25 protein-coding genes and 1 pseudogene are annotated in these 21,893 nt (G+C 67.5%); 16 read left to right on the forward strand and 10 right to left on the reverse strand.

Features of this window, described 5'->3' with window-relative positions:
• The first annotated feature begins 34 nt into the window (after positions 1–34).
• Together VF649_RS00140 and VF649_RS00145 are read left to right on the forward strand one after the other, a co-directional pair.
• Complete coding sequence (locus VF649_RS00140; RefSeq protein ID WP_331009920.1) at positions 35–1,243, forward strand: LL-diaminopimelate aminotransferase; 1,209 nt, start codon at positions 35–37, stop codon at positions 1,241–1,243.
• A gap of 137 nt (positions 1,244–1,380) precedes the next feature.
• Complete coding sequence (locus VF649_RS00145; protein ID WP_331009921.1) at positions 1,381–3,129, forward strand: M14 family metallopeptidase; 1,749 nt, start codon at positions 1,381–1,383, stop codon at positions 3,127–3,129.
• Here the strand turns inward: VF649_RS00145 and VF649_RS00150 are convergent.
• Genes VF649_RS00150 through pyrE form a run of 6 tightly spaced genes read right to left on the reverse strand, consistent with a single transcriptional unit; the run spans position 3,126 to position 7,071 of the window.
• Complete coding sequence (locus VF649_RS00150; RefSeq protein ID WP_331009922.1) at positions 3,126–3,377, reverse strand: hypothetical protein; 252 nt, start codon at positions 3,375–3,377, stop codon at positions 3,126–3,128. The two genes, VF649_RS00145 and VF649_RS00150, sit on opposite strands and share 4 nt — an antisense overlap.
• Positions 3,378–3,405: 28 nt before the next feature.
• Positions 3,406–4,485: an AI-2E family transporter gene (locus VF649_RS00155; RefSeq protein ID WP_331009923.1), complete on the reverse strand. Its 1,080-nt coding sequence runs from the start codon at positions 4,483–4,485 to the stop codon at positions 3,406–3,408.
• Positions 4,482–5,354: a signal peptidase I gene (lepB, locus tag VF649_RS00160; RefSeq protein ID WP_331009924.1), complete on the reverse strand. Its 873-nt coding sequence runs from the start codon at positions 5,352–5,354 to the stop codon at positions 4,482–4,484. Before lepB ends, VF649_RS00155 begins: the two co-directional genes overlap by 4 nt.
• 12 nt (positions 5,355–5,366) lie before the next feature.
• Positions 5,367–5,768: a holo-ACP synthase gene (gene acpS / locus VF649_RS00165; protein WP_331009925.1), complete on the reverse strand. Its 402-nt coding sequence runs from the start codon at positions 5,766–5,768 to the stop codon at positions 5,367–5,369.
• Positions 5,765–6,493, reverse strand: coding sequence for a pyridoxine 5'-phosphate synthase (locus VF649_RS00170; RefSeq protein WP_331009926.1), 729 nt, complete (start codon positions 6,491–6,493; stop codon positions 5,765–5,767). The genes acpS and VF649_RS00170 overlap by 4 nt, the downstream gene beginning before the upstream one ends.
• Entirely contained in the window at positions 6,490–7,071 is a 582-nt protein-coding gene (gene pyrE, locus VF649_RS00175; RefSeq protein WP_331009971.1) for an orotate phosphoribosyltransferase, read from the reverse strand. Before pyrE ends, VF649_RS00170 begins: the two co-directional genes overlap by 4 nt.
• A 190-nt stretch (positions 7,072–7,261) precedes the next feature.
• Here pyrE and coxB point away from each other — a divergent pair, with 190 nt between their 5' ends.
• From coxB to VF649_RS00230, 11 genes are all read left to right on the forward strand, one after another.
• Positions 7,262–8,497 carry a cytochrome c oxidase subunit II gene (gene coxB / locus VF649_RS00180; protein ID WP_331009927.1) on the forward strand — a complete coding sequence of 412 codons (1,236 nt, stop codon included), beginning with the start codon at positions 7,262–7,264 and terminating at the stop codon, positions 8,495–8,497.
• Positions 8,494–10,140, forward strand: a complete 1,647-nt coding sequence (gene ctaD, locus VF649_RS00185) for a cytochrome c oxidase subunit I (protein ID WP_331009928.1) — start codon at positions 8,494–8,496, stop codon at positions 10,138–10,140. Before coxB ends, ctaD begins: the two co-directional genes overlap by 4 nt.
• 68 nt (positions 10,141–10,208) lie before the next feature.
• Positions 10,209–11,138: a heme o synthase gene (locus VF649_RS00190; protein WP_331009929.1), complete on the forward strand. Its 930-nt coding sequence runs from the start codon at positions 10,209–10,211 to the stop codon at positions 11,136–11,138.
• On the forward strand, positions 11,135–11,275 hold the full coding sequence (locus VF649_RS00195; RefSeq protein ID WP_331009973.1) for a hypothetical protein: 141 nt from the start codon (positions 11,135–11,137) through the stop codon (positions 11,273–11,275). The genes VF649_RS00190 and VF649_RS00195 overlap by 4 nt, the downstream gene beginning before the upstream one ends.
• A complete protein-coding gene (locus VF649_RS00200; RefSeq protein WP_331009930.1) occupies positions 11,275–11,841 on the forward strand; it encodes a cytochrome c oxidase assembly protein in 567 nt (188 codons plus the stop codon). Before VF649_RS00195 ends, VF649_RS00200 begins: the two co-directional genes overlap by 1 nt.
• A gap of 42 nt (positions 11,842–11,883) precedes the next feature.
• Positions 11,884–12,705 carry a cytochrome c oxidase subunit 3 gene (locus tag VF649_RS00205; protein WP_331009931.1) on the forward strand — a complete coding sequence of 274 codons (822 nt, stop codon included), beginning with the start codon at positions 11,884–11,886 and terminating at the stop codon, positions 12,703–12,705.
• An 87-nt stretch (positions 12,706–12,792) separates the two neighbouring features.
• Positions 12,793–13,188: a DUF983 domain-containing protein gene (locus VF649_RS00210; RefSeq protein WP_331009932.1), complete on the forward strand. Its 396-nt coding sequence runs from the start codon at positions 12,793–12,795 to the stop codon at positions 13,186–13,188.
• Complete coding sequence (locus VF649_RS00215; RefSeq protein WP_331009933.1) at positions 13,185–13,766, forward strand: SURF1 family protein; 582 nt, start codon at positions 13,185–13,187, stop codon at positions 13,764–13,766. The genes VF649_RS00210 and VF649_RS00215 overlap by 4 nt, the downstream gene beginning before the upstream one ends.
• A 72-nt stretch (positions 13,767–13,838) precedes the next feature.
• Positions 13,839–15,239: a threonine synthase gene (thrC, locus tag VF649_RS00220; RefSeq protein WP_331009934.1), complete on the forward strand. Its 1,401-nt coding sequence runs from the start codon at positions 13,839–13,841 to the stop codon at positions 15,237–15,239.
• Positions 15,236–16,465 (forward strand): pitrilysin family protein, encoded by a 1,230-nt coding sequence (locus VF649_RS00225; RefSeq protein ID WP_331009935.1) that lies wholly within the window; start codon positions 15,236–15,238, stop codon positions 16,463–16,465. Before thrC ends, VF649_RS00225 begins: the two co-directional genes overlap by 4 nt.
• Positions 16,462–17,331, forward strand: coding sequence for a class I SAM-dependent methyltransferase (locus VF649_RS00230; protein WP_331009936.1), 870 nt, complete (start codon positions 16,462–16,464; stop codon positions 17,329–17,331). Before VF649_RS00225 ends, VF649_RS00230 begins: the two co-directional genes overlap by 4 nt.
• A gap of 25 nt (positions 17,332–17,356) precedes the next feature.
• Here the strand turns inward: VF649_RS00230 and VF649_RS00235 are convergent, their stop codons facing one another.
• The 3 genes and pseudogenes from VF649_RS00235 to VF649_RS00245 all read right to left on the reverse strand — a co-directional run bounded on the left by VF649_RS00235 (position 17,357) and on the right by VF649_RS00245 (position 19,053).
• A complete protein-coding gene (locus VF649_RS00235; RefSeq protein WP_331009972.1) occupies positions 17,357–18,034 on the reverse strand; it encodes a heme exporter protein CcmB in 678 nt (225 codons plus the stop codon).
• Positions 18,035–18,094: 60 nt separating this feature from the next.
• A pseudogene (gene ccmA, locus VF649_RS00240) lies at positions 18,095–18,652 on the reverse strand (heme ABC exporter ATP-binding protein CcmA); the annotation flags it as partial.
• On the reverse strand, positions 18,649–19,053 hold the full coding sequence (locus tag VF649_RS00245) for a metallopeptidase family protein (protein WP_331009937.1): 405 nt from the start codon (positions 19,051–19,053) through the stop codon (positions 18,649–18,651). The pseudogene ccmA and the gene VF649_RS00245, both read right to left, overlap by 4 nt.
• 54 nt (positions 19,054–19,107) lie before the next feature.
• Between VF649_RS00245 and VF649_RS00250 the strand changes: the two genes are divergently transcribed.
• From VF649_RS00250 to VF649_RS00260, 3 genes are read left to right on the forward strand one after another with little or no spacing between them, the layout of a single operon-like run.
• The gene (locus tag VF649_RS00250) at positions 19,108–19,398 is read left to right on the forward strand and encodes a 4a-hydroxytetrahydrobiopterin dehydratase (RefSeq protein WP_331009938.1); all 291 of its coding nucleotides are present in this window, start codon (positions 19,108–19,110) and stop codon (positions 19,396–19,398) included.
• Positions 19,399–19,436: 38 nt separating this feature from the next.
• Positions 19,437–20,156, forward strand: a complete 720-nt coding sequence (locus VF649_RS00255) for an ATP-binding cassette domain-containing protein (RefSeq protein ID WP_331009939.1) — start codon at positions 19,437–19,439, stop codon at positions 20,154–20,156.
• Positions 20,153–21,691 (forward strand): ABC transporter permease/substrate-binding protein, encoded by a 1,539-nt coding sequence (locus VF649_RS00260; RefSeq protein ID WP_331009940.1) that lies wholly within the window; start codon positions 20,153–20,155, stop codon positions 21,689–21,691. Before VF649_RS00255 ends, VF649_RS00260 begins: the two co-directional genes overlap by 4 nt.
• On the opposite strand, the gene VF649_RS00265 is transcribed toward VF649_RS00260, so the two are convergent.
• Positions 21,649–21,840 carry a PspC domain-containing protein gene (locus VF649_RS00265; protein ID WP_331009941.1) on the reverse strand — a complete coding sequence of 64 codons (192 nt, stop codon included), beginning with the start codon at positions 21,838–21,840 and terminating at the stop codon, positions 21,649–21,651. The two genes, VF649_RS00260 and VF649_RS00265, sit on opposite strands and share 43 nt — an antisense overlap.
• Between the last annotated feature and the right edge of the window lie 53 nt (positions 21,841–21,893).

Genomic DNA, 21,893 nt, shown 5'->3' on the forward strand with positions numbered 1-21,893 from the left:
GCAAGCCCAAGGCCCTTTACGAGGACTGGACCCGATGAACGACGACTTCTACCGCATCCGCCGGTTGCCGCCCTATGTCATCAGCGAAGTCAACGCGATGCGGGCAGCGGCGCGCGCGCGCGGGGAGGACGTGATCGACCTGGGCATGGGCAATCCCGACCTGCCGCCGCCGGCGCATGTCATCGCCAAGCTGGCCGAAGTGGCGGCCAATCCGGGGTCGCACGGCTATTCGGCATCGAAGGGCATTCCCGGACTGCGCAAGGCGCAGGCCGGATATTACCAGCGGCGGTTCGGTGTCGATGTCGATCCCGACAGCGAAGTGGTGGTGACGCTGGGGTCGAAGGAAGGGCTTGCCAACCTGGCGCAGGCGATCACCGCGCCGGGCGACGTGGTGCTGGCGCCCAATCCCTCCTATCCGATCCACACGTTCGGCTTCATCATTGCCGGCGCCACGATCCGGTCGATCCCGACCACGCCCGACGAACGCTTCTTCGAATCCCTGGAACGGGCGGTGAAGTTCACCGTGCCGAAGCCGAGCGTGATGGTGATCGGCTATCCCTCCAACCCGACCGCGGAGGTGGTGGACCTGGCTTTTTACGAACGGGTGGTGGCGTTCGCGAAGGAGCATCGGATCTGGGTGCTGTCGGACCTCGCCTATTCCGAACTCTATTATGACGACCAGCCGACCCCGTCGATCCTGCAGGTGCCGGGCGGCAAGGACGTCGCGGTCGAGTTCACGTCATTGTCGAAGACGTACAGCATGGCGGGATGGCGCATCGGGTTCGCGGTCGGCAACCCGACGCTGATCGCGGCGCTGACGCGGGTGAAAAGCTATCTGGATTATGGGGCGTTCACGCCGATCCAGGCGGCGGCGGTGGCCGCGATCAACGGACCGCAGGATATCGTCGAGCAGAACCGGCAGCTCTACAAGCGGCGGCGCGACGTACTGGTCCAGAGTTTCGGCCGCGCCGGATGGGATATTCCCAGCCCGCGCGCCAGCATGTTCGCCTGGGCCCCATTGCCGCCGGCGCTGGCGCATCTCGGCAGTCTGGAATTTTCCAAGCAGTTGCTGACCCATGCCGGCGTCGCGGTGGCGCCGGGTGTCGGATATGGCGAAGAGGGTGAAGGCTTCGTCCGGATCGCGATGGTCGAGAATGAACAGCGCATCCGCCAGGCGGCGCGGCAGGTGAAACGCTATCTGCAATCGATGGGCGTCAATGCGGCGGGTGCGCGGGTGAGTTGAATATCGTCCCTCCTCTTCGGAGGAGGGATTGGGGTGGTGGTGGCTTCTCCATTGCCACGCCGTCGAACATGTGGCGCTGTTGCCCCCACCCCAACCCCTGCCCTGAAGGGGAGGGGTTTAGATAGAGCCCGAGCGCCATGATATTTTCCCTCCTTCTCGCCGCCACATACCCGCAGGCGCCGTTGCCGCCGGTGCAGCCCTGGCATGGCGCCAGCGAGGCGCTGGTGGTGCCGGCGTCCGATCCATGGATCACGCCGTCGGAGGCGTCCGGGTTCGCGACCACGCCCAGCTATGCCGAGACGCGGGCGTGGATCGACCGGCTGGTCAAGGCATCGCCCTATCTGAAGATCGAGACGTTCGGACGATCGCCGCAGGGGCGCGACCTGTATGCGGTGGTGGCGTCGAAACCGGGCGCGGGCAAGCCGGTGCTGCTGGTGCAGGCGGGGATCCATGCCGGCGAGATTGACGGCAAGGATGCGGGTCTCATGCTGCTCCGCGATATCGCGGTGCGCGGGAAGGCGGCGCTGCTGGATGGCGCGACCCTGCTGTTCGTGCCGATCTTCAACGTCGACGGGCATGAGCGGGCCGGGGATCATAACCGCCCCAACCAGCGCGGACCGAACGGGCAGGGGTGGCGTACGAACGCGCAGAACCTGAACCTCAACCGCGACTATCTGAAAGCCGATACGGCCGAGATGCAGGGCATGATCGGGTTGATCCGGACATGGGATCCGGCGCTGTACCTGGATATCCATGTCACAGACGGCATCGATTATCAGTATGACATCACGACCGATTTCAACGGATTTGGCGGGCGCTATGCGCAATCGCCGGCGATCGGGCGCTGGCTGGATCATGCGTTTCGGCCTGCGATCGAGACGGCGCTGATCCGCGACGGGCACAAGCCCTATCAATATATCAGCACGATCGACCCCGATCCCGACAAGGGCATCGAGGACAGCGCCAGCACCGCGCGCTTTTCCGACGGCTATGGCGACCTGCGCCACCTGCCGACGGTGCTGGTCGAAACCCATTCGCTGAAACCCTATCGCCAGCGCGTGCTGGGCAGTTATGTGCTGATCGAGGCGGCGCTGCGGTTGCTGGCGCGCGACGGTGCCGGCGTGCGGGCGGCGATCGCCGCGGACCGGGCGGCGCGCCCGCGGGAGCAGGTGCTCGACTGGAAGCGCGCCACCAGGCCGATCGGTATCCGGGCGTTCGACGGGATCACGCATGACATGGTCGGATCGGCGGCGGCGGGCGGGCCGGTGATCCGCTGGACCGGACGACCGACCCGGATCGCGATGCCGATCTATGGCGAGGCGCCCCGGATCGTCGCGCGCCTGCCGCTGGCATGGTGGGTACCGGCGACCAAGCCGGAGGTGATCGCGCGGCTGCGGTTGCACGGCGTGACGATGGAGACGATCGCCACCGCGCGGACGGTGGCGGTCGATCAGGTGCGGTTGGTCGATCCGGTGCTGGGCGACGCCAATGAGGGGCATGTCCCGCTGACCGCCCGCTATGTGCATGCGGGCGTGCAGGACCGGTATCCCGCGGGGTCGGTGCGGGTGCCGGCGGACCAGCCGCTGGGGCAGCTGGCCGCCGCGATGCTGGAACCGGAAAGCCCGGAATCGCTGCTAGCCTGGGGCTTCTTTCCGGAAATCCTGCAGCGGACGGAATATATGGAGCCCTATGTCGTCGCGCCGATGGCGGATGCAATGCTGGCACGCGATCCGGCGCTGGCGGCAGCCTTTGCCGCAAAGGTGAAGGCCGATCCTGTCTTTGCCGGCGATGCGGCGGCGCGGCTGGCCTGGTTTTACGAACGATCGCCTTATTATGACGCGCGATACCGCGTCTATCCGATCGGGCGGGAGTTGCGCCGGCCCTAACGAATGCGGCGGCGCCCGAGAATGGTGTCGCCCGCATGATCCGCGGCGTCGACGCCGATCTTCATCGCGATGATCGCCGTTAAACCGGCCCAGCACAGCAGCGTGATGGGTAGCCAGGCGACCAGGAAGAGCAACCCGAGCAGGATGCGCAGCGGTGCCGGCCAATGGGCCTTGCCGGCCGACGAGGGAGCCCCGGACGGCAAGGAAGCCGCCGCGACGGATTCGAACTCGTTAGCCTTGTGGAACATCGATCATCCTCCTGCTGCGGAGGCGATCCTATCCCGCCGGGGTTAAGAGATCGTGCCGGGCCGTGTCCGCAGATGCCCTTGAACGCTCCTCCAACAGGACCTTGAGCATGGCGACGATCGGGTCGGCCAGCGCCAGGCCGATGATGCCGAACAGCCCGCCGAACAGGAGTTGCGCGCCCAGCACCAGCGCGGGGGCGAGATCGACCGAGCGCCGCGCGACCATCGGCACGATGACATAGCCATCCAGGATCTGGACGACGCAGTAGACGCCGACCGCCCAGAGCCCTGTTTCCACGCCCTGGCTGAACCCAACCAGCACGATCAGCACGCCCGACACGATCGCACCGATATTGGGCAGGAACGCCAGCAGCCCGGTCAGGATGCCGAGCAACCCGGCCATCGGCACGCCGCCGATCGCAAGCAGTGCCCAGGTGCCGACCCCCTCCACCGCCATGCCGAGCAGCCGCCCCGCCATCAGCATGCGCAGCGTCCGGCCCAGCTTCGCGCTGGTATCGTAGAAGCGGTCGCGCTTCGCCATGGGCAGCATCCAGGCGACACCGCGTTCGTAGAGCCGGGGCTCGACCGCGAAGAACAGCCCGAGCACCACGATCATCGCGAGCGACGACAGCGCACCGAATGCGGTGCCAACCGCGGACGTGACCTTGCCGATCGATCCCATCAGCTGTTGTGCGATCCGATTGAACTGATCGCCCCCGGTGATGATGCCGACCTGGTGCCCCCACGCCAGCAGGCGGGTGCTCTGTTGCAGGATGGTGGCACGCAGCATGTCGAACTGTCCGGCGATCGACGCACCGGCGAAGTAGACGGTCCAGACCAGAAAACCGAGCACGCCCAGGCAGACGATCAGCAGCCGCCAGCCGCGCCCGATCGGCAGGATGCGCCCCAGCAGCCGCGCGCCGCCGTCGAGCATGGCGGCGAACACGAGCGCGCCGATGATCAGCAGGAGCGTTTCGGACAGGGTCCAGGCCAGGAAGATGGCGGAGCCGAGCCCAAGCCAGACCGCAGCGCGCAGCAATTCCCGCCGCGTGGTCGGATCGCTGTGATCCGATGGACCGGGCGTTTCGGCGCGCGGACGGGCGTCCGTCATTTGGCGGTGCTGCCGCCACGGTCGGGATGGAGGCTGGTTCCGGCACGTCCACCGCGCATCGCGGTGAACCAGCTGATCGGGTTGAACAGTGTCGAGGTGCCATCGAGCGAGAAGGTGATGAATTCCGCACGGCCGCCGATATTTTCGACCGGGACCGGGCCATCGAGGCCCAACTGGTCGGCGGGGACGCGGCTGTCCGCGGACTGATCGCGGTTGTCGCCCATCACGAACACGCGCCCGGCCGGGATGGTGATTTCGGGATAATCGTCCACCGGCGGATAATCGCCGAGATCGATGGTATTGAACGTCGCGCCGCCGGGCAGGGTTTCGCGGACCAGCGGCAGTTCGCAATAGAGCCGGCCATCGGCGCCGGTGGTGCGAAACTGCATCACCTGCGGCTGATCGCAGGGCACATTGGCATCGACCGGGATCTTCGCCGCGCCGGCGGACACCCGCTTCACCGGGACGCCGTTCAGGATCACGGTGCCGTTGCGGACCGCCAGCCGATCACCGGGCAAACCGATGACCCGCTTGATATAATCGGACGACTGGCCGTTGGGCGACAGGATCACGATGTCGCCGCGCGTCGGCATGCGCCCGAACAGTCGCCCCTTGATGAACGGCAACACATGGAAGCTGGGCGAGACATAGGACCAGCCATAAGGATATTTGGTGACGACCAGACGATCACCCTTCAACAGCGTCGGCATCATCGATTCGCTGGGAATGTAGAAGGGCTTGGCCAGCAGGCTGTGAAAGGCCAGCACCGCCAGGATCAGCCAGAAGATCCCCTTGGCCTCACCCCACCAGTCGGTGGTCTTGGCAGGCGCCTGGGGCGGGACGGCGAGGCTGGCCTTGGTATCGCTCACGGAACGTCTTTCTTAGATCGGGCGCGCGGACAGGATGACAAATGCCTGCGCGAACGGGTGGTCGTCGGTCATGGTCAGATGAATGTCGACGGCGTGGCCCGCCGGGGTGATCGCGTCAAGCCTGGCTCTGGCACCGCCCGTCAGCGCCAGGGTCGGCGCGCCGGTCGGCAGATTGATCACACCGATATCGCGCAGGAACACCCCTTGCCGGAACCCGGTTCCGACCGCCTTGGAAAAAGCCTCCTTGGCGGCGAAGCGTTTTGCATAGGTGCCGGCGCGGGTGAAGGGGCGGCGGTCCGCACGCGCGCGTTCGGCTTCGGTGAACACACGGTCGAGAAAACGCTGTCCGAATCGATCGAGCGAGGCCTGGATCCGATCGATGTTGCACAGATCGGAGCCGATGCCGACGATCACCGGGCCGCGTCCATCAGCGCCCGCATATGGCGGATGCTGGGTTCCAGCCCCGCGAACAGCGCCTCTCCGATCAGGAAATGCCCGATGTTGAGCTCGGCCAGCTGCGGGATCGCAGCGATGGGCGCGACATTGTCGAAGGTGAGGCCGTGGCCGGCATGAACCTCGATCCCGTTCTTCGCCGCCAGCGCCGCGGCGTCGGTCAGCCGGCGCAGTTCGGCGGCCTGCGCGTCGCCGCCGCATTCGGCATAGAGCCCGGTGTGGAGTTCGATCACCGGCGCGCCGAGCTGCAGCGCGGCATCGATCTGCCGCGCGTCGGGTTCGATGAACAGCGAGACGCGAATGCCGGCATCGCGGAGAGCAGCCACCAGATCGTGCAGCCGATCCTGTTGCCCCGCGGCATCCAGCCCGCCCTCGGTGGTACGTTCCTCGCGCTTTTCCGGGACGATGCAGGCGGCATGCGGACGGTGGCGGAGCGCGATGCCGAGCATTTCGTCCGTGGCCGCCATTTCGAAATTGAGCGGGACCGTGAGCGCCGCGGTCAGCCGGGCGATGTCGTCGTCGGTGATGTGGCGGCGATCCTCGCGCAGGTGCGCCGTGATCCCGTCGGCACCCGCGCGTTCCGCCAGCAACCCGGCGCGGACCGGATCGGGATAGCCGACACCGCGCGCGTTGCGGATCGTCGCGACATGATCGATGTTGACGCCAAGGCGGAGCGGCCCGGTCATGCCGCACGGCTGCCGGGCTTGACCGCGGGAATCGCCGCGAGTTCGGGCGGCAGCGCGTCGGGCGCATAGCTGGGAACGTCGAGCCGGATCAGCGGGTAGAAGGGAACACCGAGATCGGCGGTGCCGTTCGATCGATCGACCAGCGCGGCAGCGGCGATCACTTCGCCACCATCCGCCGTGATCGCCTGGATCGCCTCGCGCGACGACAGGCCGGTGGTGACGACATCCTCGACCAGCAGGATCTTCTGGCCCGGATTCAGGCGGAAGCCACGCCGCAACGCGAAGGTTCCGGTCGGACGTTCCACGAACATGGCCTCCAGCCCCAGCGCACGGCCCATTTCATGGCCGATGATGATCCCGCCCATCGCCGGGCTGACCACCGCGCCAACGCGGATCTTCACCTTGTCCGGGATCGACAGGGCCAGCGCCTGTGCGAGTCGGGCGGCACGCGCCGGATCCATCAGCACGCGGGCGCATTGCAGGTAACGCGGGCTCCGCAAACCGGAGGATAGGACAAAATGTCCTTCCAACAGCGCGCCGGCGGCACGGAATTCCGACAGCACCTCGTCTTCGGTCACTTGCGCCAGGCCCCCGGTCCGCATGGTCATTGCCGGCGCAGATAGGCAGGCCGGAGGGAAGCCGCAACCGGTGCGCGGCTTTTCGGGTGCCGGACGCTTGAGGCGGGGGGCCTCCATCGGTATAGGTGGCCGATCGGATAGGTGCGCCAAAGGAACGCAAAGGCGTTTCGCCGCCCGTAACGGGGGATGAATGAAGAGCTTCAAGACGATGATCGCGACGGTGGCGCTGGCAATGAGCCCGGCGCTTGCGTTCGCGCAGACCGCGGCGCCGCCATCGGCCGTGGCCAACCCGGCGGGTCCGCAGATCGCGACGTCCACCGCACCTGCGCCCGCGGTCGTTGCGGATGCTCCTCGTCCCGCGCCGATCCCGACCCCGATCGTTCCCAAGCCGGCCGCGCTGGGCCAGGCCAGCGCCAACCTGCCGGCCAGCAACGATCCCGCGCCCGGCGCCTTGCCGCAGGCGTTGCCGACGCCCGGCATCGGCCTGCCCGACGGCCGCGCGCATCTGCAGGATCAGGTGACCGAAGTGGGCCAGGATGCGGCATGGATGCATGACGTGGTGCTGATGCCGATCATCACGATCATCACGCTGTTCGTGCTCGCGCTGCTGGTGTGGGTGGTGTTCCGCTACCGCCGCGCGGCGAACCCGACGCCATCGCGGACATCGCACAACACCTGGCTCGAAGTGTTCTGGACGCTGGCGCCGGTCATCATCCTGCTGGTGATCGCGGTGCCGTCGATCCGCCTGCTGGCCAAGCAATATAGCCCGCCGCCCGCCGATCTGACGGTGAAGGTGATCGGCAATCAATGGTACTGGACCTATCAATATCCCGACAACGGCGATTTTGAACTGGTGTCGAACATGTTGAAGGAGCCCGGACAGGCCGCGGCCGGGCAGCGCGCGCGCAAGGATGCCGATGGTCCGCGCCTGCTCGCCGTCGACGAGCGGATGGTGGTCCCGGCCGGCGCAGTCGTGAAGCTGATCGTGACCTCCGCCGACGTCATCCACAGCTTCGCCGTGCCGGCCTTCTGGACCAAGATGGACGCGGTGCCCGGCCGGTTGAACGAGACCTGGTTCAAGGTCGATCGACCCGGCGTCTATTATGGGCAATGTTCGGAACTGTGCGGTGCGCGTCACGCCTTCATGCCGATCGCCGTCGAAGTGGTGAGCCGTCCGCAGTTCGCGGCCTGGGTCGCATCGAAGGGCGGCACGATGCCGGGCCCGCGCGGGGCGATCAACCCCGATGCGACCAGCCCGTCGAGCCCGGCGACCGCCGGGACGTCGACCGCCGCGGCGGCCCCAGGCTCCGCGCCGGAGGCCCCCTCGGTCGGCGGCGTCGCCAGCGATCCCACCGTGAATGCGACCGTCACCGCCCAGCCTGTCGCGCAGGGCACCACCGTTAACGAAGGCACGCAGGCCCAATGACCGACAGCACAGCCAACGCGTCCTATTTCCAGGCGCATGATGCGTCGGGGCATGCCCATGACGCGGATCACAAGCCGGCGTTCTTCCAGCGCTGGTTCATGTCGACCAATCACAAGGATATCGGCACCCTGTACCTGATCTTCGCCATCCTGGCGGGGGTCATCGGCGGGGCGATTTCCGGATTGATGCGCGCGGAACTGGCGCAGCCGGGCATCCAGTATCTGGAAGCCTGGTCGGGGCAGCAGGGCGATGCCGCGCTGCAATTCTGGAACGTGCTGATCACGGCGCACGGCCTGATCATGGTGTTCTTCATGGTCATGCCGGCCATGATCGGCGGGTTCGGCAACTGGTTCATCCCGATCATGATCGGCGCGCCCGACATGGCGTTTCCGCGGATGAACAATGTGTCCTTCTGGTTGATCGTGCCGGCGTTCCTGCTGCTGCTCGGCTCCGCCTTCGTCGGCGGTGCGGGCAATGGCTGGACGCTGTACGCGCCGCTGTCGACCTACGGGTCGCCGGGGCCGGCGGTCGACATGGCGATCCTGTCGCTCCATCTGGCCGGCGCATCCTCGATCCTGGGCGCGATCAACTTCATCACGACCATCTTCAACATGCGGGCGCCGGGCATGACCCTGCACAAGATGCCGCTGTTCGTGTGGTCGGTGCTGGTCACCGCCTTCCTGCTGCTGCTCGCACTGCCGGTGCTGGCGGCCGCCATCACGATGCTGCTGACCGATCGTAATTTCGGCACGTCCTTCTTCGACGCGGCCGGCGGCGGCAACCCAGTGCTGTACCAGCATCTGTTCTGGTTCTTCGGCCATCCCGAAGTCTACATCATGATCCTGCCGGGCTTCGGCATCGTCAGCCAGATCATCGCGACGTTCAGCCGCAAGCCCGTGTTCGGCTATCTCGGGATGGCCTATGCCATGGTCGCGATCGGCGTGGTCGGTTTCATCGTGTGGGCGCACCACATGTTCACCACCGGGCTGGACGTGAACACGAAGATGTACTTCACCGCGGCGACGATGGTGATCGCGGTGCCGACCGGCATCAAGATCTTCTCCTGGATCGCGACGATGTGGGGCGGGTCGCTCAGCTTCAAGACGCCGATGCTGTGGGCGATCGGGTTCATCTTCATGTTCACCGTCGGTGGCGTCACCGGTGTCGTGCTCGCCAATGGCGGCATCGACAACTACATGCACGACACCTATTATGTGGTGGCGCATTTCCATTATGTGCTGTCGCTGGGGGCGGTGTTCGGCCTGTTCGCCGGGTTCTACTACTGGTTCCCGAAGATGTCGGGCAAGATGTACAATGAGGTTCTCGGCCAACTCCACTTCTGGGTGTTCTTCGTCGGCGTGAACCTGTTGTTCTTCCCGATGCACTTCCTGGGGCTGGACGGCATGCCGCGGCGTATTCCGGACTATCCGGATGCGTTCGCGTGGTACAACCATCTCGCGACGATGGGCTATGGCGTCATGGCCGCGGGCATGCTGTTCTTCTTCGTGAACCTGGTGGTGTCGCTGATCGGCGGCAAGCCGGCCGGGGACAACCCGTGGGGCGAAGGGGCGACCACGCTGGAATGGACGCTGTCCAGCCCGCCGCCTTATCACCAGTTCGAAACCCTGCCGAAGATCGACTGATCAGCAGGCCTCCTGACCGCCGCCGCGATCCCGTCCGGGTTGCGGCGGCGGCGAACCGATCGAGTATCATGGCATCCACTGCGTACACCGACCGACCAATCGTTAGCCCGGCCGAGATCGCCATGCCGGCGGACTGGCGGGATTTCGTGGCGCTGTGCAAACCGCGCGTGCTCACGCTCGTCGTGTTCACCGGGCTGTGCGGCATGCTGGCGGCACCGGTCGCGATCCATCCGGTGCTCGGCTTCACCGCCATCCTCTGCATCGCGCTGGGCGCGGGCGCGGCGGGCGCGCTGAACCAATGGTATGAAGCGGATCTGGACGCGCTGATGAAGCGCACCCGCAATCGGCCATTGCCGGCAGGGCGGATGCGCCGTGAATCCGCATTGCATTTCGGGGTGGGGCTGGGATGTTTCTCGGTGCTGCTGATGGGATTGGCGGTCAATGTGTTGGCCGCCGCGATCCTGACCGTGTCGATCCTGTTCTATGTGCTGGTCTACACCGTCTGGCTGAAGCGGCGGACGCCGCAGAACATCGTGATTGGGGGCGCCGCCGGCGCCTTTCCCGCGCTGATCGGTTGGGCCGCGGCGACCGGGCACGTCGATGTGCTGCCGGTTCTGTTGTTCGCGCTGGTGTTCCTGTGGACTCCCCCGCATTTCTGGGCGTTGTCGCTTTATGTGAAGACCGACTACGCCGCCGCCGGGGTGCCGATGTTGCCGGTAGTGTCGGGTCTGCGCGTCACGCGGACTCAGGTGCTGCTCTATACAGGGCCGATGGCAGTGGCTGCGGTGGCGCCGTGGCCGATGGGGCTGACCGGTGCCATCTATGGCGGGGTCGCCAGTCTTTTTACCGCGATCTTTGCGGTGCTGGCCGTGCGCGTCGCGATCAGTCGGGAAACCGATCAAGCGGCGATGAAGCCGGAACGCCAATTGTTCGCCTTCTCCATCCTGTACCTGTTCGTGCTGTTCGGCGCGCTGGTCGTCGATCGGTTCGCCGCATGATCCCGCGGCACGAGATGACGCCGGCCGAGCAGGCGGAATATCAGCGGCGGCAGCGAAGCCGATCGCTGGTGATGGCGCTCGGGCTGGGTGCTCTGGCGGTCCTGTTCTTCGCGATCAGCCTTGCGAAGATCATGTGATGGCGACGGCACCGCTTTCCCTTACCGCGCGCAACCGCCGGGTTCGCTACTGGATGCTGGCGCTGGTCGCCGCGATGGTCGGGCTGGGCTTTGCGAGCGTGCCGCTGTACCGAATGTTTTGCGAATATACCGGGTTCGATGGCACGACGCAGCGATCGACGCTGGCACAGGCACCTGGCGCGGTCGTCGGAAAGGTCATTTCGGTCCGGTTCGACGCGAATGTCAGTTCGCGCCTGCCCTGGACCTTCACCCCGGAGCAGCAGACGGCGCGAGTCGCAATCGGTGCGCGCGAACTCGCCTTCTTCAGCGCGACCAACGCCGCGGATCATGCGATCACCGGCAGCGCGGCGTTCAACGTGACGCCCAGCCAGGTCGGCAAATATTTCACCAAGATCCAGTGTTTCTGCTTCACCAACCAGACGCTGGAGGCGGGCGCGACGATGCGGATGCCGGTGACCTATTATGTCGATCCGAAGATCCTGGACGATCCGGATGCGCGCGACGTGACCGAAATCACGCTGAGTTACACATTCTACCCGGTGGATTCGCCCGCGACCGCAGGCTAAGCATCGAACAAGACGACGATAAGAGACAGGGGAAGACCGCACATGGCCGGCGCCAAGAACCATGATTATCATATCCTTCCCCCCAGCATCTGGCCGTTCTTCGGCTCGATGGCGGCGCTGGTGCTGGCGTCGGGCGCGATCATGTGGATGCACAGCGTCGCGCATGGCGGGCTGGTGTTCTTCCTGGGTCTGGCCGGGATCCTCTACACCTTCTACAGCTGGTGGTCTGATGTGATCCGCGAGGCGAATGCCGGCGATCATACGCCGGTGGTGTCGCTGCACCTCCGTTACGGGATGATCCTGTTCATCGCGTCCGAAGTGATGTTCTTCGTCGGCTGGTTCTGGGCCTGGTTCGATTTCTCGCTGTTCCCGTCGACGGTCGACGCGGTCGGCGGGGTATGGCCGCCCAAGGGGATCGAGGTCGTCGATCCGTTCCACCTGCCGCTGCTCAACACGCTGATCCTGCTCTGTTCGGGCACGACGGTGACCTGGGCGCATCACGCCCTGCTGCAGGGTGATCGCGAGGGTCTGAAGCTCGGCCTGTGGTGCACCATTGCGCTCGGCGTGCTGTTCTCGTCGATCCAGGCTTATGAATATATGCATGCGCCGTTTGCGTTCAAAGGCCTGAACTATGGCGCGGCCTTCTTCATGGCGACCGGGTTCCACGGCTTCCACGTGCTGGTCGGCACCATCTTCCTCGCGGTCTGCCTGTTCCGGACCTACAAGGGCGACTTCACGCCGAAGCAGCATTTCGGGTTCGAAGCGGCGGCCTGGTACTGGCATTTCGTCGACGTGGTGTGGTTGTTCCTGTTCATTTCCATCTATGTGTGGGGCAGCGCCGGGGCGACGATCCACGCCGGCTGATCCCACCATCCCGCCAGGACGATCGGTCCAGCATGATCCCCCCGGAACGGCGATACGTTCCGGGGGGATCATGCTATCTGGGGCACCATGACAGATCCGGTTTCGAACGCTCCCACCCTGATCGCCGCGGGACTGAAGGGGCTATGCCCCCGCTGCGGCGCGCGGACCCTGTTCGCCGGCGTCGCGCGGTTCGCGCCCGCCTGCGCGCGGTGCGGGCTGGATTATGGGCGGTTCAACGTCGATGACGGGCCGGCGGCGTTCCTGACGCTGGGGATCGGAACGCTCATCACGATCGCGGCGATCACGCTGGAACTCACGGTGTCGCCGCCCTTCTGGGTGCATTTCGCGATCTGGACCCCGGTGACGTTGCTGGCGGTGGTGGGATCGCTGCGCGTGGCCAAGGCGATGCTGATCTTTGCCGAATATCGGAACGATGCGCGCGAGGGACGCATGCGGACAGACGGGAAGGATGGCGACGCATGAAGCGGATCCCGATCCTGCCGACGCTGATCGTGATCGCTGCCGCAGTGGCGATGGCGATGCTGGGCCTGTGGCAGGTCCGGCGGTTGCACGAGAAGGAACAACTGCTGGCGCGCTATGCCGCGGCACCCGGCAAGCCGCCGGTCGCGTGGCCGGCGGTTCCGCCAAGCGATGGCAGCCTGCTCTATCGTCGGATCAGCGGCTATTGCCTGGAGCCGACGCTCTGGAGCGCGCGGGCAGGACGGAGCCGAGCGGGAGAGGGCGGATGGCGCCATGTCGTGCTGTGCCGGACGGGTGCCGAAGGCCCGGGCATGGCGGTCGACATGGGATGGTCGAAAGATCCGAAGAATCCCGTCGGCTGGACCGGCGGGCGCGTGACCGGGATGATCGATGCCGACCGCGATCACATCCTGCTGCTGGTATCCGACCAGGCCGCGCCGGGACTGAGCCCGAGCCTGCGACCGAGCCCGGAGGACATTCCGAACAATCACTTCGCCTATGCGGTGCAGTGGTTCGCCTTCGCCGGGATCGCGCTGGTGATCTACGCGCTGGCGCTCCGGCGGCGGATGCGGGGTGCGTAGCGGGCGTCGCCCCCGGACGGAATCCAGGGCGATAGTTGCCCCCCGCACCCCGCCCGGCTAAGCGGCCGGGTCATGCAATATGTGAGCACGCGCGGCACCGCGCCGATTCTCGGCTTTGAAGCCGTTACCCTGGCCGGCCTGGCCGCCGATGGCGGGCTTTATGTGCCGGAAGCCTGGCCGACGCTGAGCCCCGATGCGATCGCGGCGCTGCGCGGCAAATCCTATGTCGATACGGCGGTGGCGGTGATGCTGCCGTTCGTGGCGGATGCGTTGTCCGAAGCGGATCTGCGGGCGCTGTGCGTGCAGGCCTATGGCCGGTTCGAGCATGATGCGGTGACGCCGCTGGTGCAGATGGACGAGCGCAATTGGTTGCTGGAACTGTTCCATGGGCCCACGCTGGCGTTCAAGGACGTGGCGTTGCAGCTGCTGGGGCTGCTGTTCGAGCGGTTCCTGTCGGGGCGCGACGCGCATCTGACGGTGATCGGCGCGACGTCGGGCGACACCGGATCGGCGGCGATCGATGCGCTGGCCGGCCGCGCGAAAGTCGACATCTTCATGCTGCATCCGCATGGCCGCGTGTCGGACGTGCAGCGGCGGCAGATGACGACGGTGCTGGCGCCGAATGTTCACAATATCGCGATCGATGGCAGTTTCGACGACGCGCAGGCGCTGGTGAAGGCGATGTTCGCCGACCGGCCCTTTGCCGAGCGGTTCGAGCTGTCGGCGGTCAATTCGATCAACTGGGCGCGGTTGATGGCGCAGATCGTCTATTATTTCTACGCCGCCGTTCGGCTGGGCGCTCCGGAGAAGCCGGTCGCATTCTCGGTCCCGACCGGCAATTTCGGGGATGTGTTCGCGGGCTATTGCGCCGCCAGGATGGGCTTGCCGGTCGCCAGGCTGATCGTCGCGACCAACGTCAACGACATCCTGCACCGCGCACTGTCCGCCGGGGATTATTCGGCCGGAACCGTGACGCCGACCGCGGCGCCGTCGATGGACATCCAGGTGAGTTCCAATTTCGAGCGGCTGCTGTTCGACCTGCACGGCCGCGATGGCGGTGCACTGCACGCGGCGATGGCCGGGTTCGAGCGTGATCGCACCATGACGCTGACGCCGGCGATGCGGGCGGAGGCGGGCGGGCTGTTCAGCAGCGCGCGGATCGACGCCGCGGCCATGGCCGGGGCGATGCACCATGCCGCCAACCGGATGGGGCAGGTGCTGGATCCGCATACCGCGATCGGGCTGGCAGCGGCGCGCGGTGCCGACCTGCCGGCCGATGTGCCGGTGGTGACATTGGCGACGGCCCATCCGGCCAAGTTCCGCGATGCCGTGGAGCGTGCGATTGGCCGCCGTCCCGCGCTGCCGTCGCGTATCGCCGGGCTGTTCGAGCGGGAGGAGCGCTACGAGACGCTGCCCGCGACGCTGGCGGCGGTCGAGGGCTATATCGGCGATCACGCGCGGGCGCGGGCATGACGGCGCGGGTGCACAGGCTGTCCAACGGATTGACCATCGCGGTCGAGCCGATGGCCGGGGTCGAGACGCTGGCGGTCGGGATCTATGCCGATGTCGGATCGCGATCGGAAGCGGCGGGGCAGGGCGGACTGGCGCATCTGGTCGAACATATGGTGTTCAAGGGCGCGGGCACGCGGGATGCGCGCGCCATCGCCGAGGATATCGAGGATGTCGGCGGGAGCCTGAACGCGTGGACCGCGCGCGATCATACCGTCTATCATGCGCGGTTGCTGGCCGGTGACCTGGCGCTGGGCGTGGACATGATCGCCGATCTGGTGCGGGCGCCGCGGTTCGACGCGGACGAACTGGAACGCGAGAAGAAGGTCGTGCTGTCCGAACTGGGCGAGGCGCGCGATACGCCCGACGACATCGTGTTCGATCATCTGCAATCCGCCTGCTATCCGGGGCAGCCGATCGGCGTGCCGGTGCTGGGTGACGAGGCGACGCTCGCCACGCTGACCGCGGGCGACCTGCGTCGCTGGACCGAGACGCAATATCGGCCGGGCGGGCTGGTGCTGGCGGCGGCGGGCAAGGTCGATGAGGATGCGCTGCTGACGCTGGCGGAGGCGCGGTTCGGCGACATGGCGCGCGGCGTCCCCGCGCCCGCGCCGACGGCGCGGTTCGGTGGCGGAACGCACCACGATCGGCGGCGATTCGATCAAATCCACGTGGCGGCGGCATGGCCGGGCGTAGGCCATAGCGCGGACGCGCTGCATGCCCTGTCGCTGTTTTCGTCGGCGGCGGGCGGGGGCATGTCGTCCCGGCTGTTCCAGCAACTGCGCGAGGAACGGGGGCTGGCCTACAGCATCTATAGCTGGACGCAGGCTTATGCGGAGACGGGGCTGTTCGGCATCTACTGCGCGGCGGAACGGCCGCGCGCGGCGCAGGCGCTGGCGCTAGCCCGCACGGTGCTGACCGAGACCGCGGAAACGTTGAGCGAGGCGGAATTGGTGCGCGCGCGGGCGCAGGCGAAGGCCGGGTTGCTGATGGGGCTGGAATCGGTGGCGGCGCGCTGCGACCATCTGGCGCGCAACCTGCAGATCCATGGCCGGATCGTGCCGGCGGCGGAGACGGTTGCGGAACTGGATGCGGTGACGGTGCAGCAGGCGCGGGCGGCGGGCGCGGCGGCGCTGGCGGGCGGTGAGGCGCTGGCGACGGTCGGTGGCAGTTTGAAGGCGGCGGCATGAACCCGCTGACCACGATCATCGCCGAGCCTTGGGACGATTATGGGCTGATCGATTCGGGCCATGGCCGCAAGCTGGAACGCTATGGCCGGTTCCGGTTCATCCGGCCGGAACCGCAGGCGATGTGGGCGCCCGCCACGCAGGGCTGGGCGGCGGACGGCGATTTCATCGGCGCGTCGGACGAGGATGGCGGCGGACGCTGGCATCTGTCGCGCGATGTGCCGCGCGGCGGCTGGCACATCCGCTGGGACGATCTGCGCTTCACCGCGCAGAATACGCCGTTCCGGCACCTGGGCTTCTTTCCCGACATGGCGCCGGTGTGGTCGTGGATGCGCGAGCGCGTCGGGCCGGGCGACGAGGTGCTGAACCTGTTCGGCTATACCGGCATCGGATCGCTGGCGCTGGCGTCGAAGGGCGTGGCGGTGACGCATGTCGATGCATCGAAGAAGTCGGTCGAGGCGGGGAAGGCGAATGCGTTCCTGTCCGATCTGTCCGACCGGCCGATCCGCTGGATGGTGGACGATGCCGTGAAATTCGCGGCGCGCGAGGTGCGGCGCGAGCGGCGCTATGACGGCATCCTGCTCGATCCGCCGAAGTTCGGGCGCGGGCCGGATGGCGAGGTCTGGCGGCTGGAGGAGCATCTGCCGGGATTGATCACGCATTGCCGCAACCTGATCGACGACAAGTCCAAGTTCCTGGTGCTGACGGTCTATGCGATCCGGATGTCGGCGCTGGCGATCGCAGAATTGCTGGCGCAGGCCACCGCCGATCTGGGCGGGCGCGTGGAATGCGGCGAGATGGCGGTGCGCGAGGAAGCGCGCGGACTGTTGCTGCCGACCGCGATCTTCGCGCGCTGGGTCCGGGAGTAGGGTACCACGCCCGGCGTCCTGAGGATCAGCTTCGGGTCGCCTTCAGCGCGGCGCCGGCGGCGAAGGGCGTGATCGCCAGCAGCAGCAGGCTGGTGGCAGCAAGCAGTTTCAGCGCACCGGCGCCCTGATCGCCGAGCGCGCCGGCGCCGAAGATCAGCAGCGGGATGGCGAGCGGCAGCATGACGAGGCCGGCCAAGGCGCCGGCCCCGCGCAGACCGGCGGTGAGCGCGGCGGTGAGCAGCCCGAGTGCGGCGAGACCGGGCGTGCCGAGCGCCAGCCCGGCTTCGATCCGGAGTACGGTGCCGCCATTCAGTTTGAGCAGGGCGGCGGCCGGCAGGACCGCCAGCATCAGGGGTGGGGCGAAACCAAGCCAGTGCGCGACCAGCTTGGCGGTCATCGCGGTTTCGGCAGCGATGCCGCGGACGGCATATTGATCGAATATGCCCGCGGCGCGATCCGGTTCGACCAGGCGATCGACCGGCAGCAGCGCGGCGAGCAGCGCCGCCATCCAGAGCGCGCCGCCGCCGGTGCGGGCGAGCAACGCGCCATCGGGCCCGACCGCGAACGGGAACAGGGTCGCGACCAGCAGGAAGAACAGGATCGGAAGCGTGGCGGCACCACCGGCATAATGAAGCGCGATGTCGCGGCGGAGGAGCGTGGCGAAGCGGCGACCGCCCGATGCCGGTGGCGGGGCAGACCGGATGTCCGGGCCGGGTGGCGGTGGCCCCGCGTCACTCGGCTGCGCGCGCGTCAGATCGAGATGGTGGGCGTCGACCAGTCCGAGCGGTTGATGAGAGGCGGCGATGAGCATGCCGCCGCGCGCACGGTGCGCCGCCATCGCTGCGGCGAGACGGGCGAGACCGTCCGCATCAAGGCCGTTGCCGGGTTCGTCGAGCAGCCAGAGGCCGGCACCGCTGGCCAGCGTACGGGCCAGCACCGCGCGCTTGCGCTGGCCGGTGGAAAGCATGCGGACCGGAACGTCGGCAAGATGCGCGATCCCCATGCTTTCCAGCGCGCCGGTCGTCGTGTCGGCGACGCCGTCGAGCCGCGCCCAATAGCCGAGCGCAGCGCCAAGCGGCTGCCGCGGATCGAGCGCATCGGCATCGGCCGTGGCGAGCGCAAGCCGGCCGTGGCGGCGGACCGTGCCGGACAGGGGAGGGAGCAGCCCGGCGACGATGCGGAGCAGCGTCGATTTACCGGTGCCGTTGGGTCCGGTGACGAGCAGGGCATCGCCGGGCCGCAGATCAAGGTCGATTCCCTTGAACAGCAGGCGTTCGCCGCGCCAGGCCGCGATGCCACCGAGTTGCAGCCGATGGGTCATCCGGCGGCGTCCTCCAGCGCGTGCATGTCGGCGTCGGACAGCCCGAAATGGTGGCCGACCTCATGGACCAGTATATGCGTGACGAGCGCCTGCAGCGAGACACCGGTGTCCACCCATTCATCGAGCAGCGGGCGGCGATACAGGTGGATGATGTCGGGCAACGCCCCGGAATCCGTGATCGATTTCTCGCCGACCGGCCGGCCGGTGTAGAGGCCGGTCAGGTCGAACGGATCGTCGATGCCGAGTTCGTCCAGCACCTCCTGCTCCGCGAAATCGTCGACCCGGAGCGCGATGTCGCCGAGATGCGCGCGAAACACCGGAGGCAGTGCCGCCAGCGCGAAGCGCGCGAGGGCCTCGATCTCGTCGGCGCTGGGGGCGAGGCCGGTGATTGCTTTCTGCATGATGCCGACCCTATCGTCGCGGACGCACCGATACCAGCCGAGGAGCCGCCGCCGATGATCGAACCCCTGTCCGAAGCCGAGCGGATCGATGCGCTCGACGGCCTGCCCGATTGGGACCATGACGATGGCCGCGACGCGATCATGCGGTCGTTCCTGTTCACCGATTTTTCGGAAGCGTTCGCGTTCATGACGCGGGTGGCGTTGCTGGCCGAGAAGGCGGATCATCATCCCGAATGGTCGAACGTGTGGAACCGGGTGGAGGTGACGCTGACCACGCATGATGCCGGGGGCCTTTCGGTACGGGACATCGCGATGGCGCAGGCGATCGACGCGGTGGCGGGGTGATCGACGCGGGACACGGACCGGCCATCGCATTCCGGGACGTGACGAAGCGCTATGGCGACGCCGCGGTGGTGGACGCGGTGACGCTGGAGATTGCGGCGGGCAGCTTCGTCGCGCTGGTCGGCACGTCGGGATCGGGCAAATCGACGCTGTTGAAGATGATCAACCGGCTGGTCGCGCCCGATGCGGGGCGGGTGACGGTGGCGGGGCACGATGTCGCCGCCGGCGATGCTGCGGTGCTGCGGCGGTCGATCGGCTATGTCTTTCAGAATGTCGGGCTGTTCCCGCATCTGTCGGTGGGGGACAATATCGCGATCCGGGCGCGGCTGGGCGCGGCGATGCCGGACGTGGCCGGGTTGCTGGAGCAGGTCGGGCTGGACCCGGCAATGGCGACGCGGCCGGCGCGCGCGCTGTCGGGTGGGCAGCAGCAGCGGGTGGGCGTGGCGCGCGCGCTGGCGGGAGACGCGCGCATCCTGTTGATGGACGAGCCGTTCGGCGCGCTGGACCCGGTGACGCGCGACCAGATCGGGCGAACCGTGCGCGCATTGCATGACCGGCTGCGGCTGACGACGATCATGGTGACGCATGACATGGCGGAGGCGTTGCTGCTGGCGGACCGGGTGCTGGCGATGACGGCAGGCCGGATCGTGGCGGACGGGACGCCAGTGGAGATGCTGCGCGCGGCGGATGGCCCCGCGGCGGCGCTGGTGGCGGTGCCGCGCGCCCAGGCGGCGCGGTTGCAGGCGCTGGCCGCGTCATGAACGACGCGTTGGCACAGGTGCCGGCCCTGGCGGCGTCGCATATCCTGCTGGCGGCGGCGGCGCTGGTGCTGGGATTGCTGATCAGCCTGCCGCTGGGGGTGGCGGCGACGCGGCGGCCCGTGCTGCGCCGCATCGCACTGGGTTTCGCATCGCTGGTGCAGACCGTGCCGGGGCTGGCCTTGCTGGCGTTATTCTATCCGACGCTGCTGGGGTTGTCGGCGCTGGTGGGTGGGAGGATCCCGGCGCTCGGTTTCCTGCCGTCGCTGCTGGCGCTGACGCTGTATGCGCTGCTGCCGATCCTGCGCAACGTGATCGCCGGCCTGGGCGGAATCGATCCGGCGGTGATCGAGGCGGCGGATGGCCTGGGCATGACGCCCGCGCAACGGTTGCGGCTGGTGGAGGTGCCGCTGGCCGCACCAGTGGCGATGGCGGGGATCCGCACCGCGGCGGTGTGGACGATCGGCGCGGCGACGCTGTCGACGACGGTCGGATATCCGTCGCTCGGCAACCTGATCTTCGCGGGGTTGCAGACCGAGACGACCGCGCTGGTGCTGGTCGGCTGCCTGGCGAGCGCGGTGCTGGCGCTGGGGACCGATGCGTTGCTGGGGCTGGTGGAGGCCGGCGTGGCGACGCGCAGTCGCTGGCGCGTGCTGGGGCCGGCCGCCCTGCTGCTGGCGGTGGTGGGGGGGGCTGCCGCCTATCGCTACTGGCCGTCCCGGCCGGCGATCGTGATCGGCGCGAAGAACTTTTCGGAGCAGTATATCCTGGCCCGGCTGATCGGCGGGCGGCTGGAGCAGGCGGGTTATGCCGTCCGGTACCGCGAAGGGCTGGGGTCGGCGGTGGCGCTGCATGCGCTGGAGGATGGCGCGGTCGACGTCTATGTCGATTATGCGGGTACGATCTGGACCAATGCGATGCAGCGGCATGATACGCCGGCGGCGCCACGGATGGCGGCGGCGATCGACAGCTGGCTGCGCGCGCGGCACGGCGCGCGGGTGGTGGGCGCGCTGGGATTTGAAAATGCCTATGCGCTGGCGATGAAACCGCGCGCGGGGGTGATGTCGATCGCCGACCTGGCCGGCATCGCGCCGGGATTGCGGCTGGCGTCCGACCTGGAATTTCTGGATCGTCCCGAATGGCGGACGATCCGGGCGGCCTATGGCCTGCGTTTCGCGGACAGCCGCGCCTACAGCCCGACCTTCATGTACCGGGCGCTGTCGGGCGGGCAGGCGGATGTGATTTCCGCCTTCTCCTCCGACGGGCGGATCGCGGCGGACGGCCTGCGCGTGCTGGCCGATCCGAAGCGGGCGGTGCCGTCCTACGACGCGCTGTTGCTGGTGGGCGGGCGCCGCGCCGGCGATGCGCGGTTGCAGGCGGCGTTGCGGCCGTTGATCGGGGCGATCCCGGTAGCGGCGATGCGGCAGGCCAATTTCATGGTCGACCGCGACGCCGGCAAAGTCTCCCCCGATGTCGCCGCACGCTGGCTGGGAGATCAGACTGCACGCTCGGGGGCGCAGAAGCCGGCGACGAGATAGGCCGCGATACCGACCGGGCCGAGCAGCACGACCGTCAGCAGCACGGTCGCAAGCCGGACCAGCAGGAGATCGGCGCCGGTGCTGCCGGCGATCCCGGCGCAAACGCCCATGATGCGGGCATTGCGTTTGTCGAGGGCGAAACGGGTCATGATGCGGTCCTTTCCGATCACGGGTTCAGGCGATGTGCACGATGGCGGCGGGC

Origin of the sequence: Sphingomonas sp. (assembly GCF_036387535.1) — a bacterium.
Lineage (GTDB): Bacteria > Pseudomonadota > Alphaproteobacteria > Sphingomonadales > Sphingomonadaceae > Sphingomonas_R.